At 62.9% G+C, this 14481-nt stretch carries 11 protein-coding genes, 1 pseudogene and 1 riboswitch; of the genes and pseudogenes, 2 read left to right on the top strand and 10 right to left on the bottom strand.

Annotation, left to right across the window (positions count from 1 at the left end; all coding sequences use genetic code 11):
• Window positions 1-42: 42 nt before the first annotated feature.
• From PSH87_RS02560 to PSH87_RS02535, 6 genes and pseudogenes are all read right to left on the bottom strand, one after another.
• Window positions 43-1038: an esterase-like activity of phytase family protein gene (locus tag PSH87_RS02560; RefSeq protein WP_305432379.1), complete on the bottom strand. Its 996-nt coding sequence runs from the start codon at window positions 1036-1038 to the stop codon at window positions 43-45.
• Window positions 1038-2942 carry a DNA topoisomerase IV subunit B gene (parE, locus tag PSH87_RS02555; protein WP_017734940.1) on the bottom strand — a complete coding sequence of 635 codons (1905 nt, stop codon included), beginning with the start codon at window positions 2940-2942 and terminating at the stop codon, window positions 1038-1040. Before parE ends, PSH87_RS02560 begins: the two co-directional genes overlap by 1 nt.
• Before the next feature lie 45 nt (window positions 2943-2987).
• Window positions 2988-3598 (bottom strand): annotated as a pseudogene (locus tag PSH87_RS02550) (YqiA/YcfP family alpha/beta fold hydrolase).
• Between the two features lie 189 nt (window positions 3599-3787).
• Window positions 3788-4603: a 3',5'-cyclic-AMP phosphodiesterase gene (gene cpdA / locus PSH87_RS02545; protein ID WP_305432377.1), complete on the bottom strand. Its 816-nt coding sequence runs from the start codon at window positions 4601-4603 to the stop codon at window positions 3788-3790.
• 98 nt (window positions 4604-4701) lie between these two features.
• Window positions 4702-5151, bottom strand: a complete 450-nt coding sequence (locus PSH87_RS02540) for a DUF1249 domain-containing protein (RefSeq protein ID WP_017734937.1) — start codon at window positions 5149-5151, stop codon at window positions 4702-4704.
• A complete protein-coding gene (locus PSH87_RS02535; protein ID WP_305432376.1) occupies window positions 5142-5759 on the bottom strand; it encodes an NUDIX domain-containing protein in 618 nt (205 codons plus the stop codon). Before PSH87_RS02535 ends, PSH87_RS02540 begins: the two co-directional genes overlap by 10 nt.
• Window positions 5760-6214: 455 nt before the next feature.
• Between PSH87_RS02535 and PSH87_RS02530 the strand changes: the two genes are divergently transcribed.
• Window positions 6215-6952, top strand: a complete 738-nt coding sequence (locus PSH87_RS02530) for an RsiV family protein (RefSeq protein ID WP_305432374.1) — start codon at window positions 6215-6217, stop codon at window positions 6950-6952.
• Here the strand turns inward: PSH87_RS02530 and cytX are convergent.
• A complete protein-coding gene (gene cytX / locus PSH87_RS02525; protein ID WP_305432373.1) occupies window positions 6921-8210 on the bottom strand; it encodes a putative hydroxymethylpyrimidine transporter CytX in 1290 nt (429 codons plus the stop codon). The two genes, PSH87_RS02530 and cytX, sit on opposite strands and share 32 nt — an antisense overlap.
• A 144-nt stretch (window positions 8211-8354) precedes the next feature.
• On the bottom strand, window positions 8355-10244 hold the full coding sequence (gene thiC / locus PSH87_RS02520) for a phosphomethylpyrimidine synthase ThiC (RefSeq protein WP_017734933.1): 1890 nt from the start codon (window positions 10242-10244) through the stop codon (window positions 8355-8357).
• 152 nt (window positions 10245-10396) lie between these two features.
• A riboswitch (TPP riboswitch) is annotated at window positions 10397-10502 on the bottom strand.
• A 196-nt stretch (window positions 10503-10698) separates the two neighbouring features.
• Between thiC and PSH87_RS02515 the strand changes: the two genes are divergently transcribed.
• A complete protein-coding gene (locus tag PSH87_RS02515) occupies window positions 10699-12138 on the top strand; it encodes a TolC family outer membrane protein (RefSeq protein ID WP_026136551.1) in 1440 nt (479 codons plus the stop codon).
• 118 nt (window positions 12139-12256) lie between these two features.
• Here the strand turns inward: PSH87_RS02515 and waaA are convergent, their stop codons facing one another.
• A complete protein-coding gene (gene waaA, locus PSH87_RS02510) occupies window positions 12257-13534 on the bottom strand; it encodes a lipid IV(A) 3-deoxy-D-manno-octulosonic acid transferase (RefSeq protein WP_305432372.1) in 1278 nt (425 codons plus the stop codon).
• Window positions 13535-13557: 23 nt separating this feature from the next.
• On the bottom strand, window positions 13558-14448 hold the full coding sequence (locus PSH87_RS02505; RefSeq protein WP_305432371.1) for a LysR family transcriptional regulator: 891 nt from the start codon (window positions 14446-14448) through the stop codon (window positions 13558-13560).
• Window positions 14449-14481: the final 33 nt, after the last annotated feature.

The following is a 14481-nucleotide window of genomic DNA, read 5'->3' as shown; positions in this document are numbered from 1 at the left end:
CGGAAATGCCGCGGCGCCGGGTCAATTCAAAAAATTCAGGGTTCATGGCTGGGCACTCCAGCCACCGGCCGGGGCGGCGAAACGATAGACCACCGGGCGTTTTTCACCATCGGCGCGGGGGCCGAAATTGTTGTCGATGCCCAACCAGGCGCCGTCCGCGTCCACCACCAGGGCTTCAGCCAGGCCGTAGGCCTGAGGATAGCGCCGCTCAGGCGTCAGGGTCTCGTCGGCAAACGACCAGCACAGCTCGACCTTGGCCGTGACCGCATCGCGCCGGCAGATCTGGAACGCATTGCGCTCCAGGGTAAACAGCTTGCCGTTGAACAGGGCCAGGTCGGCAAAGTCCTTGGACACGGCCTTGGCATTGGTGAACTTGACCGGCTGCACTTCCTGGCCGGCTTCGCTCAGCAATACACAGGGGCCATCGCAATCCCAAACGCTTTGCCCGCGCTTGATCGAGATTAGGCCGCGCCTTTCGCGCTCGGCTGCCAGCCAAATCTGATTGCCCTCGGGATTGATCGCCAGCCCCTCAAACAACGCATTGAAGTGCAGCAACATGCCACTGGCCCGCGCTTCACGCACCATGCCCGGGGCGATCTTCAACCACTCGGGCACGCCGTTCACCGGCACTTGCAGCACCGCCGCATGGGCTTCACTGACGATGTAGCGGTTACCCGCGGCATCGCAGCTGATGCCTTCAAAATCCAGGTCGCCACCGCGAATGAACGACGCGGCCTTGGTGCGCGAGCGCAACCCCCAGGGCAAGCCGGACTCCGGCACTGGCGGCACGTCGATCTTCACCGTTTCGGCCTGCCAGGTCGGCGCGCTGATATCCAGGCGATAGATCTGGTCGTCGTCGCGGTCGGAAACCGTCCACAGCTCCTTGCCACACAAGGCCAGGCCCGACAGATTGCCGCCGCGCATGCCGTCCACCGCGTGTTCGGAGACGAGTTTCAGTTCAGCCACGGGCGCGGCAACGACCGAGGTCGCCACCAACCCGCTCCACATCAGGATCGCCAGGGCGAAACCTGTGCGCATCAGCCCAGCACCTCGGCAAGGTTGCCTTTGGATTCCAGCCAGGACTTGCGGTCCGGTGCGCGTTTTTTCGCCAGCAGCATGTCCATCATTTCCGACGTGGCGGCGTAGTCTTCCAGGGTCAACTGCACCAGGCGACGGGTGTTCGGGTCCATGGTGGTTTCGCGCAGTTGCGGCGGGTTCATTTCACCCAGGCCTTTGAATCGCGTGACCTGTGGCTTGCCGCGTTTCTTCTCGGCCACCAGGCGGTCGAGGATGCCATCGCGCTCGGCTTCGTCGAGGGCGTAGAAAATCTCCTTGCCCAGGTCGATGCGGTACAGCGGCGGCATGGCGACGTAGACGTGACCGGCATCCACCAACGGGCGGAAGTGCTGGACGAACAGCGCGCACAGCAAGGTAGCGATGTGCAGGCCGTCGGAGTCGGCGTCGGCGAGGATGCAGATCTTGCCGTAGCGCAGCTGGCTCATGTCCGCCGCGCCCGGATCGACGCCGATGGCCACGGCGATGTTATGCACTTCCTGGCTGGCCAGGACTTCGCTGCCATCGACTTCCCAGGTGTTGAGGATCTTGCCGCGCAACGGCAGGATCGCCTGAAACTCCTTATCCCGCGCTTGCTTGGCGGAACCGCCGGCGGAATCACCTTCCACCAGGAACAGTTCGGAGCGCATCGGGTCTTGCCCGGCGCAATCGGCCAGCTTGCCCGGCAGTGCCGGGCCTGCGGTGATGCGCTTGCGCTCGACTTTCTTGCTGGCCTTCAAGCGACGGCCGGCGTTGTTGATCGCCAGCTCCGCCAGGGCCAGGCCCAGCTCAGGGTGTTCATTGAGCCACAGGCTGAACGCGTCCTTGACCACGCCGGAGACAAACGCCGCCGCCTCGCGGGACGACAGGCGCTCTTTGGTCTGGCCGGAGAATTGCGGCTCCTGCATTTTCATCGACAGCACGAACGCAATGCGCTCCCACACGTCTTCCGGCGCCAGCTTCACGCCGCGCGGCAGCAGGCTGCGGTATTCGCAGAATTCGCGCATGGCATCCAGCAAGCCCTGGCGCAAGCCGTTGACGTGGGTGCCGCCCTGGGCCGTGGGGATCAGGTTGACGTAGCTTTCCTGCACACTGTCGCCACCTTCGGGCAGCCACAACAGCGCCCAGTCGACGGCTTCCTTGTTACCCGCCAGGCTGCCGCAGAACGGCTCGTTGGGCAGGCGTTCGAAGTCGCTGACGGAGTCTTCCAGGTAAGAACGCAGGCCGTCTTCGTAGTGCCACTCGACCTTCTCGCCGGTGCCTTTGTCTTCAAAGGTGACGAGCAGCCCCGGGCACAGCACAGCCTTGGCCTTGAGCACGTGCTTGAGGCGGCTGATGGAGAATTTCGGCGAATCGAAGTATTTCGGGTCCGGCGCGAAGTACACGCTGGTACCGGTGTTGCGCTTGCCTACGGTGCCGATCACGGCCAGGTCGGTGGCTTTGTAGCCATCGGCGAAGGTCATCTCGTATTCGTTGCCGTCGCGCTTGACCCTGACCCGCACCAGCGTGGACAGGGCGTTGACCACGGAAATCCCCACGCCGTGCAAGCCACCGGAGAACTGGTAGTTCTTGTTGGAGAACTTGCCGCCGGCGTGCAGCTTGGTGAGGATCAGCTCGACGCCCGGTACGCCCTCTTCCGGGTGGATGTCCACCGGCATGCCGCGGCCGTCGTCGGACACTTCCAGGGAGTGGTCAGCGTGAAGAATGACATGCACCGACTTGGCGTGGCCGGCCAGGGCTTCGTCGACGCTGTTGTCGATGACTTCCTGGGCAAGGTGGTTCGGCCGGCTGGTGTCGGTGTACATGCCGGGGCGTTTGCGCACCGGGTCGAGGCCCGAGAGGACTTCGATGGCGTCGGCGTTATAAGAGCTAGCGCTGGGAGTGGCCATGGGGTCTCGTCGTGAGTCGTTCGATTAAAAAGTGACCTGCGATTTTTACAGTGACGAAAAATCGAAGGATTGATACTGATCTGCGCCAATGCCGGCAAAACTGAGCAGTGCCGGCAATTGCCCGGCGAAGCCTTGGTAACCATGGTCGCCACCGGCCTGGATGCGCAAGGCACAGGCCCGGTAGTACTGCTGGGCGAGGCGATAATCCAGGGTTTCATCGCCGGTTTGCAACCACACCTGATACCGCCCGGCGTCCTCGGGCGCCGCCACTTCCAGTTCGGCCAGGGCCGTGACGTGGTCGTGGGTCAATTCCCAGGTTTCATCGGTGTAGAGGTTCTTCTGGGTGCCCAGGTAACCGTCGAACATCCGATGGGGGCTGACCGCCGGGTTGACCAGCAGCGCCTTGAGGCCATGGCGTTCGGCAAGATGGGTTGCATAGTAGCCGCCGAGTGAGCTGCCGACCAGCAGCGGGCGCCCCAGTTCAGCGATAGCCGCTTCCAGTTGAGGAATCGCCTGACGCGGGTGGTGATATGCAGGGCCGGCACGCGCAACTGGTCGGCCAGGCCGAGGGCGTCCATCACGGTGATCAACTGGCTGGCCTTGTTGGATGCCGGCGCACTGTTGAAACCGTGGATATACAGGATCGAAGCGGACATGCCGGGCTCTCCATGACGTGGGCCAAAGAGGCGCAGTTTACAGGGATCGGGGTGGTATCTACAGGATATAGGCGAACCAATGTGGGAGCTGGCTTGCCTGCGATGCAGGCGACTCGGTACATCAGGCATACCGAGGTGATGCTATCGCAGGCAAGCCAGCTCCCACAGGTTGATCAGTGTTTGCAGCTTTTAGTAGCCGTTGCTGCCGTAATCCACGGTAAAGGCAAAGTCTGTAACCCGCTCCACACCCGTCTCCAACCGCCCGTCGGCATGCAAGCGCAACCAGCGATACCCCGGCGCCTGCTCGCTGACCTTGAAATCCTCGCTGCCCGGCGCGAACTGGATGCAGGTGGACGGCGAGGCCAGCAGCCGCACGCCGTTGCGCTCGCGGTCGATTTCCTGGTGCACATGGCCCCAGAGCACCGCCTTGACCTGCGGAAAGCGATCCAGCACGGCAAACAGCGCGTCGGGATTGCGCAGGCCGATGGGCTCCATCCACGCACAGCCGATGGACACCGGATGATGGTGGAAGCACACCAGGTGATGGCGGCCCGGCGCTTCGCTCAGGGCCTGGGCGAGCAATTGCAGTTGCTGGTCTTGCAGGTAACCCGGCACCGAGCCCGGCACGGCGGAATCCAGCAGGGTGACGCGCCAGTTGCCGATATCGACCACCGGCTCCAGCAAATCACTGCGCATGGCGGCGAGGGCCATGACCTGGGGTTCGTCGTGATTGCCGGGAATCCAGCGCGCCGGGGCGTCGATCTGCCGGGTCAGGTCGCGAAATAGCTGGTAGGACTCAAGCGTGCCGTCCTGGGACAAGTCCCCCGTGGCCAGCATCAAGTCGATCCGCGGCTGCTGCACGCGCACCAGCTCGATCACCCGTTGCAGGCTTTCACGGGTGTTCATGCCCAGCAGCGTGCCGTCGGCCTCGGCAAACAGGTGGCTGTCGGACAGTTGCACCAGCAACGCAGGTGCATCGGGGTTCACGGTGGTTACGCTCGGCAAGGCGCTCTCCCAGGGCAATCACAGGAATGGACGAATAGCGCGATTATGCTGGGGCAGGACACAAAGAGGAAACCCAGGGAAGCAGACGCAGTTCACATCTACCGCACCGCTTCGAACTCATGGCCCAGGGCCAGGCAGTGACTCAACCATTCACCGAGGAACACATTGAGCTGTGCTTTCTCATCGGGCTGGTGCATGAACACATTCGGGTAAGGATAGATGCTGCGAAAGCGCCGCGCATGTTCGGCGCTGATCACTTCGGCCATGCGCGCGTCGTGGTACACCTGCACTTCCAGTTGCGGCACCGGCAGCCACGGCAGGCTGTGTTCCTGGCGCACGCGCAGGGTGGTGGTGTACGGGCAGTTGACGATGACTTCCAGGGTCAGCACGCCGAGCATCTGATCGCCATGGGTCACACCGATGCGCCGCGCCGCCGGGGCGTGGCGCATATCGGGGAGCAGGCGCATCAGCCGCGCATAGTTGGCCTCGCAGGCTGCTTGCAGCCCGATCAGGTCAACCCGGTAACGTTCCCGTGCCTTTACTGCCATAACCCCCTCACTTCCGCGCGATTAAGCGCAAGCCATTGCAGGGCGATAATGCTGGCTGCGTTGGAAATCCTGCCGTCGCGCACCGCTTGCAGGGCATCTTCGAAGGCCCAGGTGGTGACGCGGATATCTTCGGCCTCTTCTTCCAATCCATGGACGCCACCTACCCCGGTGCTGTCGCAACGACCCAGGTACAAGTGGACAAATTCGGTGCTGCCGCCGGGCGACGGGAAATACTTGGTGATCGGCCACAAGGCGGAGAAGGTCAGCCCAGCTTCCTCCTCGGCCTCACGGTGTGCAACCTCCTCCGGTTGCTCGTCCTTGTCGATCAGGCCGGCGACCATTTCGATCAGCCAGGGGTTGTCGGTACGGCCCATGGCGCCGACGCGGAACTGCTCGTTCAAGACCACTTCGTCGCGCTGTGGGTCGTAGGGCAAGACACACACGGCATCATGACGAACGAAGACTTCGCGATTGATCACCCGGCTCATGCCGCCGTCGAATTTCTCGTGGCGCAGTTGCAGGCGATCAAGCTGATAGAAGCCCTTGAAAGCTGTGTCGTGCTGAACAATTTCGATTTTGCTCGGCGCCGATTTCGCAATGTCCGTCATACCCTTCCTCGTTAAGCCTGTGCAATTCGCGCCATCCTAACGCGCCCGCAACGGTTGGTGCAGCCCCTTTCCGGTTGCCGGGATAGACGGCGAACGTCAAACTCAGGGGGGCGTTCTCAATTAGTTTCCCCGTCGCGCCGGGCCTGATGCTGTGCAGGGCAAGGCGCGAGAAGCGTGGTTTGGTCGTTCCAAATAAGCTTCGAGCAACGCAGCCCTGCACAGCATCAGGCCCGGCCCTTCGGGTTGTGCCTTAAAGCGGGCCAGGCTGCGTTGCAGGCCTTGAAAAGGGAACACCATTCCCTGCGGCCTGCGCCTTGCCTGGCCCGCTTTAAGGCGACAACGCGACGGGGAAACTAATTGAGAACGCCCCCCTAATCAGCTTAGTGGCGAACTGACTGCCCTGCCGGTAGTCGAAGCTGCACCATTTCGCTCTTATCGTTAGACGAAGGACCTCCATGTCGCTTTTAAAAATCGCCTCCGTGGCCTGCATCGCCCTGACCCTGGGTGCCTGCCAAAGCCTGTTTCAACCAAGCTGGCGCACGCCGCTGGAAGCCACCCGCGAGGCCACCGAGCAAAGCAAGCAGGGTTGCGCCAGCGCCGACTGCCCGCTGGTGAACATCGACACCGTGCACTTCGCCATGGAGCCCAAGCTGGATGCCTTGATCGAACAGCGCCTGCTGGAAATGACCCAGGCCGACCCGCTGCCCACCAGCCTGGCGACCTACAGCGAACAATTCCTGCGCAGCGCCGCGCCACGCAACAGCATGTATTTGCAGGCCAAGGTACGTGAGCAGCATGACGGCTTGGTGATCATCGAGCTGTCCAGCTACCTCGACCAGGGCGCCACCCACGGCGAGCCGGGCCGTGCGTTCATCAACTATTCGCGCCAGCAGCAAAAAGCCCTGTCGTTGACCGACATGCTGCTGCCCGGCAAGGAAGGCGCCTTCTGGAAAGCCGCCCAGGTCGCCCACAACAGCTGGCTGATCAGCACCCGCCTGAGCCTGGAGCCGGAGTTCGTGAAGACCTACCCCTTCCAGAAAACCCCGAACGTGGCGCTGACCTACGGTGGCGTGATCCTCAAGTACCCCACCACCACCATCGCGCCGTATGCCCTGGGCCACGTCGAGTTGCAGATTCCCTACTCGCGCCTGGAAGGCATCCTCAAGCCTGAACTGGTGCCCGCGCGCCGCTGAAGGCGCGACCGAGGATGAGCTGCAACAGCCCTGCCAGCACCAGCGCCGGCAGGGTCGCGCCGACATCCGGATACAGATTGGCCAGCAAGTGGTAGGTACCGATGCCGCCCAGCCAGGCCACCAACGCCGGCCAACGCAGCGCGGCGACCACACCCTGGCCACGGTGGCGCAGGATGAAGTGATCCACCAGCACCACGCCAAACAGTGGCGCAAACACCGAACCGATCAGCAGCAGGAAATTCTGGTACTGGGCCAACGGCGCAAAACAGGCGATCAGTGTACAGACCACGCCAATCGCCAGGGCCAGGTGCTCGACCTTCAAGCGCAATAGCATGCCGCTGGACACCGCCGCCGAGTGGATATCGGCAAAGGCGTTTTCCGACTCATCCAGCAGGATCAGCAACAGCGGAATCCCCAGGCCGGCACCGGCCAAGGCCAACAGCAGCGCATTCACTTCACCGCTGGGCGCAAACGCCAGGGTGTAGGCCACGCCCAGGCTCATCAGCCAGAAATTACCGATAAAGAACCCCAACGCCGTGCCGCCGAACACGCTCTTGGCGCGCTTGCCGAACCGTGAGTAATCGGCGATCAGCGGCAGCCACGACAGCGGCATGGCGATGGCAATGTCGAAACCCACCGCAAACGGCAGCGAACCGTCACCGGCCTGGGCCCAGAGCGCGGCGAGGTCGGCCTTGGCGAACAGGTTCCAGGTCAGCCACAGGCAGGCGGCGAGCAGCAGCCAGATGCCCCATTTGCGCAGGATCTGGCGCACAAACGTCAGCGGGCCGCTAACAGCCAGCAAGGTCGCCAAACCACCAAAAAACAGCGTCCACAGCAACGGGCTGGCCAACAGGCTGCCGTCACTGAATGCCCGCGTGCCCAACAGGCTGGCGGCGTCGCGCATCACGATGATTTCGAACGAGCCCCAGCCGATCAGCTGCAACAGGTTGAGCAGCGCCGGCAGGCTCGCGCCTTTGGCACCGAGGCTGAGTTTCAGCGCGGCCATGGCGGACAGGCCGGTGTCACTGCCGATCACGCCAACGGCGGCCAGCAGCAACACGCCCACCAGGGTGCCGAGGAAGATCGCCAGCAACGAACCGGACAAGCCCAGGCCGGGCGCGAGCAAGGCGCCGGTTTGCAGGACCATCAGGCCGATGCCGAGGGAAAACCACAGGGAGAACAGGTCGCGGGCGCCGAAGACGCGTTTGTCGCTCGGCACTGCGGTATCAGGGGAGTAGGTACTCGGTTGAATGCTCAAGGGTGTTATCTCTGAGGGGCATTTTTTGTTTGGGAGATTGCTATCGCGGGCAAGCCCGCTCCCACACTTGAATGTATTCACAATTCAAAATGTGGGAGCGGGCTTGCCCGCGATGGCGGCGGCACAGTCACCGCCGCCCTTGGGTCAGACCTTCTTGTACAGCTGGCTACCTTCCTGCTTGAACCGCTCCGCCTGCTCCGCCAAGCCCTTGGCCACATCCACATCCACCGCGTCGATGCGCTGGTTGGCCGCGTACTCGCGCACTTCCTGGGTGATCTTCATCGAGCAGAACTTCGGCCCGCACATCGAGCAGAAATGCGCGACCTTGGCCGAATCCTTCGGCAGCGTTTCATCGTGGTACGAACGCGCGGTGTCCGGATCCAGGCCCAGGTTGAACTGGTCTTCCCAACGGAATTCGAAGCGCGCCTTGCTCAAGGCGTTGTCGCGGATCTGCGCGCCCGGATGCCCTTTGGCCAAGTCCGCCGCATGGGCCGCGATCTTGTAGGTGATGATCCCGGTTTTGACGTCATCCTTGTTCGGCAAACCCAAGTGTTCCTTGGGCGTCACGTAGCAGAGCATCGCGCAGCCGAACCAGCCGATCATTGCCGCACCGATCCCGGAGGTGATGTGGTCGTAGCCCGGCGCAATGTCGGTGGTCAGCGGGCCGAGGGTGTAGAACGGCGCTTCGTCGCAGCACTCCAACTGCTTGTCCATGTTCTCCTTGATCAGCTGCATCGGCACGTGGCCCGGGCCTTCGATCATGGTTTGCACGTCGTGTTTCCAGGCGGTCTTGGTCAGCTCGCCGAGGGTTTCCAGCTCGCCGAATTGCGCGGCGTCGTTGGCGTCGGCAATCGAGCCCGGGCGCAGGCCGTCGCCGAGGGAGAAGCTGACGTCATAGGCCTTCATGATTTCGCAGATTTCGTCGAAATGCGTGTAGGTGAAGTTCTCTTTGTGGTGTGCCAGGCACCACTTGGCCATGATCGAGCCGCCACGGGAGACGATGCCGGTGACGCGCTTGGCGGTCAGCGGCACATAGCGCAGCAACACACCGGCGTGGATGGTGAAGTAGTCGACGCCCTGCTCGGCCTGCTCCACCAGGGTGTCGCGGAACAGTTCCCAGGTCAGGTCTTCGGCGGCGCCGCCGACTTTTTCCAGGGCCTGGTAGATCGGCACCGTACCGATCGGCACCGGCGAGTTGCGGATGATCCACTCGCGGGTTTCGTGGATGTGCTTGCCGGTGGACAGGTCCATCACGGTGTCCGAACCCCAGCGAATGCCCCAGGTCAGTTTCGCCACTTCTTCTTCGATGGACGAACCCAGCGCGCTGTTGCCGATGTTGCCGTTGATCTTCACCAGGAAGTTACGGCCAATGATCATCGGTTCCAGTTCGGTGTGGTTGATGTTGGCCGGGATGATCGCGCGGCCACGGGCGATTTCTTCGCGCACGAATTCCGGGGTGATGATCTTCGGCACGCTGGCGCCAAAGCTGTGGCCGGCGTGTTGCTGGTCCAGCAGGCCGCTGGCGCGGGCTTCTTCGAGCTTCATGTTTTCGCGGATGGCGACGTATTCCATCTCGGCGGTGATGATGCCTTTGCGCGCGTAGTGCATCTGCGTGACGTTGGCGCCGGCCTTGGCGCGGCGTGGGTTCTTCACGTGGGCGAAGCGCAGCGCAGTCAGCTCGGCGTCGCTGAGGCGCTGCTGGCCGAAGTGCGAGCTGAGGCCCGAGAGGCGTTCGGTGTCGTCGCGCACTTCGATCCACGGCGAGCGCACATCGGCCAGGCCTTTGCGCACGTCGATGATGACGTTGGGGTCGGTGTAGGGGCCGGAGGTGTCATAGACCACCACGGGCGCGTTGATTTCACCGCCGAAATCGGTGGGGGTCACGTCCAGGCTGATCTCGCGCATCGGCACGCGGATGTCCGGGCGAGTGCCCTGCACGTAGACTTTTTGCGAGCGGGTAAAGGGCTGCACGGAGCCGGAGTCGACCTTGGCCGATTCACTCAAATGCACGGTATTTTTTAGTTTTGTCGTCATCACGGGCTCTCCAACTTGCTATCCAGGCGGTGGATTTTTGTCGGAGCGAACCTGTGACGGATGGACGCACTGAAACCAGTGCTGTGCTTGGCGCACGAGGGCTGTTCGATGGTCGAACAGCATCCCGGACGAAGCACAAGAGGACTCGCCGGGTGACGAGAAATCTTGTTCCCTACGCAGGCGCTAACCTGATCAGGTTCAACGGGATCCGGTATTTACCGATCTCAGCCTTCCAACAAGGCACCCCGACAAGAACGCGGCCAGTCTAGACCATGGCGTGGGCAAATTGCCAATAGCGGTGCATTCAGCGTGATGAATGGCGCAATTGCAGGATTGTTGTGCAGTGATCGCGCCACTACACTCGGGGACTGCCTCAAGGCTTGACGCCAGGATTGGCCAGCCTTAGCCTTGGGCGCTAAATTATCGCCGTAATATTCAATCTAGGGAACGCCTCATGCTGCGCAAACTCTCACTGGCTCTTGCCGTGTCTTGTGCGACCAATGGAATGGTTTGGGCAGCAGAAGCGCCCTTGTCCGCCAACACTGACTTGGTCAGCGTCTACCAGGAAGCGGTGAACAACAACGCCGACCTGGCCGCCGCCCGCGCCCAATACGGCGCACAAAAGGAAGTGGTGCCCCAGGCCCGCGCCGGCTTGCTGCCGAACCTGTCGGCCGGTGCCGACAGCAACAACGTGCGCACCCAGCTCGCACAGCCCGCCGGCACCGCCAATCGCGACGCGCATTCCTGGCGCGCGACCCTGAGTCAGCCGCTGTTCCGCGCCGACCGCTGGTTCCAGCTGCAAGCCGCCGAAGCCGTCAACGAGCAGGCCGCCCTGCAACTGTCGGCCACCGAACAGAACCTGATCCTGCAAAGCGCCGAAAACTACTTCGCCGTGCTGCGTGCCCAGGACAACCTGGCCTCCACCAAGGCCGAAGAAAATGCCTTCAAGCGCCAGTTGGACCAATCCAACGAACGCTTCGACGTCGGCCTGTCGGACAAGACCGACGTGCTGCAATCCCAGGCCAGCTACGACACCGCCCGCGCCAACCGCATCCTCGCCCAGCGCCAGGTGGAAGACGCGTTCGAAGCGCTGATCACCCTGACCAATCGCCAATACAACTCGATCCAGGGCATCGTCCACAGCCTGCCAGTGCTGCCGCCGCTGCCGAACGACGCCAAGTCCTGGGTCGACACCGCCGGCCGCCAGAACCTCAACCTGCTGGCCAGCAACTTCGCGGTGACGGCCGCCGAAGAAACCCTCAAGCAACGCAAGGCCGGCCACGCGCCGACCCTCGACGCCGTGGCGCAGTACGAACGAGGCGACAACGACGCCCTCGGTTTCAGCAACCCGAATGCCTTTGGCACGCCGTACCGTGGCGATGTGGAACAACGCACCGTCGGCCTGCGCCTGAACATCCCGCTGTACAGCGGCGGCCTGACCAGCTCGCAAGTGCGCGAATCCTACTCACGCCTGGACCAGACCGAGCAGCAACGCGAAGGCCTGCGCCGCCAGGTGGTGGAAAACACGCGCAACCTGCACCGCGCGGTGAACACCGACGTGGAACAGGTACAGGCGCGCCGCCAGTCGATCATCTCCAACCAGAGCGCGGTGGAAGCCACGGAAATCGGTTATCAGGTGGGGACGCGCAACATCGTCGATGTGCTGGATTCACAACGCCAGCTGTATTCGTCGGTGCGCAATTACAACAACAGCCGATATGACTACATCCTCGACAACCTGCGCTTGAAGCAGGCGGCGGGGACGTTGAACCCGGGGGATTTGCAGGAGTTGGCGCGGTATCTGAAGGCGGACTACAACCCAGACCGGGATTTCCTGCCGCCGGATCTGGCCAAGGCTGCGGCTGAGCAGCTAAAGGCCCGTCCAAGTTACTAAGCACACCGCATAACCCATGTGGGAGCTGGCTTGCCTGCGATGCAGGCGCCTCGGTACATCAGACCTACCGAGGTGATGCTATCGCAGGCAAGCCCGCTCCCACATTTGACCTCTGTTGTCAGTGGGTGATGAGTTTGCCCAAGCCATCCAGCAAACGCTTCAATGCGCCTTGATTAGCCTGCATCACCGTCAATCCCGCCTGCCCCATCCTGCGCGCATCCTGCGGCAGCTCGAACAACTGGCGCACAGCCTCGGCCAACCCTTGCGCATCATCCACCTGCCGCAACGCCCCGGCATCCCGCATCATCGCGGTGATTTCGAGGAAGTTGAACACGTGCGGCCCCATGATCACCGGTTTTGCCAACGCCGCCGGCTCCAGCGGATTGTGCCCACCGGTCGCTACCAGGCTGCCGCCGACAAAGGCACTGTCGGCCAAGGCATACAGAAACAGCAATTCGCCCATGGTGTCGCCGAGCAACACCGAGGTTTGCGCGGTAACCGGCTCGCCCGTGGAGCGACGTACCGCAGCGAAGCCTTGCTGCCCACACAGCTCGAACATCGGCCCGAAACGCTCCTGATGGCGCGGCACCAGGATCAGCAGTGCATTGGGATAGCTATCGAGCAATTGCCGATGAGCCGCCAGCACCACTTCATCTTCACCTTCATGGGTGCTGGCAGCGATCCACACCGGGCGCTCCGTGGCGCCCCATTGCTCGCGCAACGCAGCGGCGCGCCTTGGCAGTTCGGGGTCGATGGTCAGGTCGAACTTGATCGAGCCGGTGACGTCGACGGTTTCAGCACGCGCTCCCAGGCTGCGGAAACGCTCGGCTTCAGTCTCGGTCTGCACCGCGAGCAGGCTCATCTCAGCCAGCATCGGCGCCGTCAGCTTGGCGAAGCGCCCGTAGCCCTTGGCCGAGCGTGCCGACAACCGCCCATTGGCCAGCGCCACGGGAATCCCGCGCTGGGCGCAGGCGTGGATATGGTTGGGCCACAGTTCGGTCTCCATGATCACCGCCAGTTTCGGCTGCACGCGATCAAGAAAACGCCTGGCCGCGCACGGCAAGTCATAGGGCAGGTAGCAGTGCTGGACGCGCGGCTCATTGGCGAACAACGCCTGGATCCGCTCGGAACCGGTGGGCGTCATGCAGGTGACGGTGATCGGCAGCGTCGGATAACGCTCCAGCAACCCACGTACCATCGGCGCGGCGGCGATGCTCTCGCCCACCGACACCGCGTGCACCCAGATCCCGCCCGGCTGCAACACCGGCAAGCCATACGAAAAGCGCTCGCTGACCCGCTTGGCATAGGCCGGCGCCTTGCGCGCGCGCAGCCACAGACGTAAAGCCACCAACGGCAGCGCCAGGTAAAACAGACAGCTATAGAGAGTTCTATTCATGGCGGCGGAGTTTATCGGCTTTTTCAGTCAATCGCGCGTAGGCACTCGGCAAAACGTTCCGCCAGAAAACGCGCGGCCGGGCCGAGGGGTTCGTCGCGCCGCCACACCAGTTCCACCACCAGCGCTGGCGGGGTCCATTCGCTGTCCAATTCGACCATCTGGTTCTGATAGGTCGGGTACTGCACCACATGCCGGGGCAACCAGGCCCAGCCGAGGCCACGGGTCAGCCATTCGGCCAGCACGTAGAAGCTGTCGGCGCGCCACACCTGCGGGCTGGCGGCTTCGCTGCCGGGGTAGACGCTGGTCTGGGTCGACATCAGCAACTGGCGATACTGCGCCAGGCCCTGGCAATCCACGGTTTTTTGCCGGGCCAACGGATGATTGCGCCCGCACACGGTGACCATCTCCACACTGCCCACCACCCGCCGCTCCAACGCTTCGGGGATTTGATCGTGATAGAACAACATGCCCAGGTCGGCCTTGCGCTCCACCAGCTTGCGTGCGACATCGCCTTGAGCGGCGCTGGAAATCTGTACTTCCAGATTGGGAAATTGCCCGGCCAGGGCGTCCAGGCTGTCGAGCACCGGCTGATACAACATCGCTTCATCCTGAGCCAGGCGCAGGCAGGCTTCTTCGCCGCGCAGCAACGACAGCGCCCGGCCGTTGAGGCGCTCGCACTGGCGCAGCACTTCCCGCGCTTCTTCCAGCAACACCGTGCCGGCTTCGGTCAGGCGTGGCTGGCGGCCGCTGCTACGCTCGAACAGGCTCACGCCCAGGTCGGCTTCCAGCAGCGCAATGCCATTGCTCACCGCCGACTGCGCCTTGCGCTGCCCCCGCGCCACCGCCGAAAACGAACGCTGCTCGGCAACGCTGACAAACAGGCGCATCTGGTCCAGGTTCCATTGCACGCTCATGGCTTAACCCATCTCTGATTCGGATAGGTAATG

This window comes from Pseudomonas sp. FP453 (assembly GCF_030687495.1).
Classification (GTDB): domain Bacteria; phylum Pseudomonadota; class Gammaproteobacteria; order Pseudomonadales; family Pseudomonadaceae; genus Aquipseudomonas.
The sequence above is the reverse complement of the archived record's forward strand: the minus strand, read 5'-3'. Positions and strand labels throughout refer to the sequence as shown.

Bases quoted from the DNA above. Each gene is read 5' to 3' on its own strand.
- PSH87_RS02560 (WP_305432379.1), bottom strand. From the start codon at position 1,038: ATGCGCACAGGTTTCGCCCTGGCGATCCTGATGTGGAGCGGGTTGGTG.
- parE (WP_017734940.1), bottom strand. From the start codon at position 2,942: ATGGCCACTCCCAGCGCTAGCTCTTATAACGCCGACGCCATCGAAGTC.
- PSH87_RS02540 (WP_017734937.1), bottom strand. From the start codon at position 5,151: ATGGCAGTAAAGGCACGGGAACGTTACCGGGTTGACCTGATCGGGCTG.
- PSH87_RS02535 (WP_305432376.1), bottom strand. From the start codon at position 5,759: ATGACGGACATTGCGAAATCGGCGCCGAGCAAAATCGAAATTGTTCAG.
- PSH87_RS02530 (WP_305432374.1), top strand. From the start codon at position 6,215: ATGTCGCTTTTAAAAATCGCCTCCGTGGCCTGCATCGCCCTGACCCTG.
- thiC (WP_017734933.1), bottom strand. From the start codon at position 10,244: ATGACGACAAAACTAAAAAATACCGTGCATTTGAGTGAATCGGCCAAG.
- PSH87_RS02515 (WP_026136551.1), top strand. From the start codon at position 10,699: ATGCTGCGCAAACTCTCACTGGCTCTTGCCGTGTCTTGTGCGACCAAT.
- waaA (WP_305432372.1), bottom strand. From the start codon at position 13,534: ATGAATAGAACTCTCTATAGCTGTCTGTTTTACCTGGCGCTGCCGTTG.
- PSH87_RS02505 (WP_305432371.1), bottom strand. From the start codon at position 14,448: ATGAGCGTGCAATGGAACCTGGACCAGATGCGCCTGTTTGTCAGCGTT.